General features: G+C 46.6%; 4 protein-coding genes. 3 read left to right on the forward strand and 1 reads right to left on the reverse strand.

Features of this window, described 5'->3' with window-relative positions:
* On the forward strand, positions 1–339 hold a 339-nt coding region (locus AC58QG_RS36405; protein WP_497366814.1), incomplete at its 5' end, for a hypothetical protein.
* A gap of 250 nt (positions 340–589) precedes the next feature.
* Here the strand turns inward: AC58QG_RS36405 and AC58QG_RS36410 are convergent.
* A complete protein-coding gene (locus AC58QG_RS36410; RefSeq protein ID WP_497366815.1) occupies positions 590–2,080 on the reverse strand; it encodes an HD domain-containing phosphohydrolase in 1,491 nt (496 codons plus the stop codon).
* A gap of 349 nt (positions 2,081–2,429) precedes the next feature.
* Between AC58QG_RS36410 and AC58QG_RS36415 the strand changes: the two genes are divergently transcribed.
* Together AC58QG_RS36415 and AC58QG_RS36420 are read left to right on the forward strand one after the other, a co-directional pair.
* The gene (locus AC58QG_RS36415; protein WP_497366816.1) at positions 2,430–2,726 is read left to right on the forward strand and encodes a transposase; all 297 of its coding nucleotides are present in this window, start codon (positions 2,430–2,432) and stop codon (positions 2,724–2,726) included.
* Positions 2,727–2,791: 65 nt separating this feature from the next.
* On the forward strand, positions 2,792–3,088 hold a 297-nt coding region (locus tag AC58QG_RS36420), incomplete at its 3' end, for an IS3 family transposase (protein ID WP_497366817.1).

A 3,088-nucleotide genomic window follows, 5' to 3' on the forward strand; every position in this document is an offset into this window, starting at 1 on the left:
TACAACTACAACTACAACTACAACTACAACTACAACTACAACTACAACTACAACTACAACTACAACTACAACTACAACTACAACTACAACTACAACTACAACTACAACTACAACTACAACTACAACTACAACTACAACTACAACTACAACTACAACTACAACTACAACTACAACTACAACTACAACTACAACTACAACTACAACTACTATGCTACTTTTACTACTGCTTACTTCAACTGTTGCTCTGCTACTTCTACTTCTACTTTATTCCTACTGCTACTGCTACCCCTACACGAAACTTCTTCCCCAGCCGCCCCCGAAGCAATTCAGCAAATTTAACTGGATTTTATGCTGCTAATTTTGCTGATTATTTCTCGAACGCGAGAATAGCTGGATTTCCTACAGGTATTTTCCGCCCAAATCCGCATTATCATCAATTCAGACCATAATAGCTGTACTTTTTCCATCTAATCGTCCAATCTCATGAAATACGGCTAAATTAGCTGTATATTTTCCATTTAGTTGCCCCACAGACCAGTCAGCTAGCCCAACCCACCTGCAGAAATGCTCCTGTCCACCGCTCACGCAACTAAGCCTTGTACACATCCATAAAGCCCTGAACAAAATGGGGATCCCACTGGCTCCCCTTCCCCTCAGCGAGAATGGCCATCGCTTTCTCGACTGGCATTCCCTTCCGATACGGACGATCGGACGTCATCGCATCGAACGCATCGGCTACCGCAATGATGCGGCCGAACACCGGGATATCCTGGCCCTTCAGGCCATCGGGATATCCGGCACCATCGTAGCGCTCGTGGTGCGAGCGCACGCCTGGAAGCAAAGGAGCCATCGCCTCAGCGGGCTCAATTTGCTTTAAAATCGATTCACCCAGATCAGGGTGACGCTTGATTTGCTCGAATTCCTCCTCGGTTAATCGGCCATCCTTCAATAGAACCGCATCGCGCACGCCGATTTTGCCGATATCGTGCAGCAGCGCTGTTTTGTTCAACCAATCGAGCTCCTGCTCGCTCAGATTCATGGCTCGTCCAATCAGCAAGGAGTACTCAGCGACGCGCGTTGAATGCCCTGCTGTATACGCATCTCGAGCATCGAGAGCTGCTGCAAGTGTAGCGTAATAGCTCTGGAGGAGCTGATTGTTCATTTTTTCACGGGCATCGAGGCCCTTCACCATATGGTTAAAGCCCGCAAACAACCGCGAAAACTCATCCGAGTATAAGTCAGAGGCCCTTACTTTGAGATCACCGGATTGAACTTGCTTCATCACGCGATGTAAATCCTCAATTGGCTGTTGAATATCACTGGCCAGCATGCGTGCACCTAAGGAGGAGAAACCGACACCCAGCAACAGAATAATCGCCGCCCATTTCCAATAATCAGCGATCAGCTGAGAGGAATCCACGCTTGTGCTCAACCGAATTTGCGTGGCTAAGCTAAAAAGAAATAACGGCATCGTACCGATGAGAAACGCACTCAACTGGAACTTCCGCTGAATCGACACGATAACGCGTCCATCCAACGAGACGTCTTCGCCGTAAAGCCGCTGCCCCAACTCGCGTATATGGATCAGCATGGGCCGGATGGCTTGCGCCGTCGTAAAAAACTCTAATAAAGCATGCATACTAGCAATCAGTATGGCCCCTATGCCCGCCAGTCCGACATAAAAAGCAGGCAGCGTCAACCACCCCCACGCAATTCCCAAGCTTGCTATGCTCATAGCAGGAATAGACAACCCCAGAAAATGCGGCCCCATGATCCGCATCACTGACAACGCAGGAAATCGATGTGTTTGTAAATATGCCGCACGAATCGTAGCCAGCGATGGCGTCTCTTGACCCATCAGTTCGCGAATCGGCCTAATGTGTCTCTGAAACACCAGAAACTCGGCAAGCATCATCACGCATAGCGAAGATATCATTATAATAAACACACGGAACAATTCAACACCCGAAATCGTGAGCGTCGTCGAAATAATGACACCGCCTACAACGAGCACTGCAATCCCCGAACCCATCATATAATTTCGCAAAAGATCACGTAAAAATTTCCTATATATAAGCATACGACTCCCCGCCTCTATCAAAAACTATCCTCACTGCGAAGTAGACTCGCACCCCCTCTATTGTACCGTAATTTGGCAATTTCCGCTCGGTATCTCTAGTAGAACCACTAGCTTGCTAGCTGCTCTGGCAAATGGAAAAAGCCCCACTCGGCAATTAAGAGTGTGGCTTTGATTACTTGGTGCGTGTCCTGGACTGTAGCGCCCTTTTGGGGCCTTATGTGGGCTAGAAGCACGTGGTTGCCTCGGACGCTAAGCCTTTAAGGCCCCTTTTGCACTTAGAATTAAAAGTGGACGTCTCTTAGTGTAGAAGTAATAATAATCTTAACTATTAACTAAGAGGTGTCTGTCCATGAGTGAATCAAGACAACGATATAATGAAACTTTTAAACGTGAAGCTGTAAAGTATGTGCAAGAACAGACTAAATCCTTAGAGCATATCGCGGATGAGTTGAACATCAATCCTGGTACCCTTCGAAATTGGCTGGGGAAATACCGGGAGTTTGATCAGGAACCTGTGAACAAAGCGGAAAATATCCGAGAGCAGTCTCAGCTCATTGACGACCAGAAAAGGGAAATCGAAGATCTGAAAGAAGAGATCGCGATTCTAAAAAAGGCCATGCACATCTTCAGCAAAGAAAGGAACTGAGATTTCAGTTCATTGAAGATCACCGCTCTGAGTTTCGATTGGAGAAGATGTGCAACGTGTTAAAGGTGTCCAAGAGCGGATATTACAAATGGCGAACAGCTGAGGCTTCTGAGCAGTGCAAGCGTAAAGAGGAAATAACAGATCGCATTAAATATCACTTTCAACTCACGCATGAAATCTATGGCAGCCCACGAATACACAAAGAACTTTTAAAGGAAGGCTTATGTGTATCAGAACGGACGGTCGGCCTCATTATGCGTGAGCAAGGGTTACGCTCTTGTATGGCACGTAAATTTAGAGTTCAAACAACAGATTCGAACCACGATCAGCCGATTGCACCAAATATCCTTGAGCAAGATTTT

This window comes from Paenibacillus sp. J22P169 (genome assembly GCF_059691995.1).

Bases quoted from the DNA above. Each gene is read 5' to 3' on its own strand.
- AC58QG_RS36415 (WP_497366816.1), top strand. From the start codon at position 2,430: ATGAGTGAATCAAGACAACGATATAATGAAACTTTTAAACGTGAAGCT.
- AC58QG_RS36410 (WP_497366815.1), bottom strand. From the start codon at position 2,080: ATGCTTATATATAGGAAATTTTTACGTGATCTTTTGCGAAATTATATG.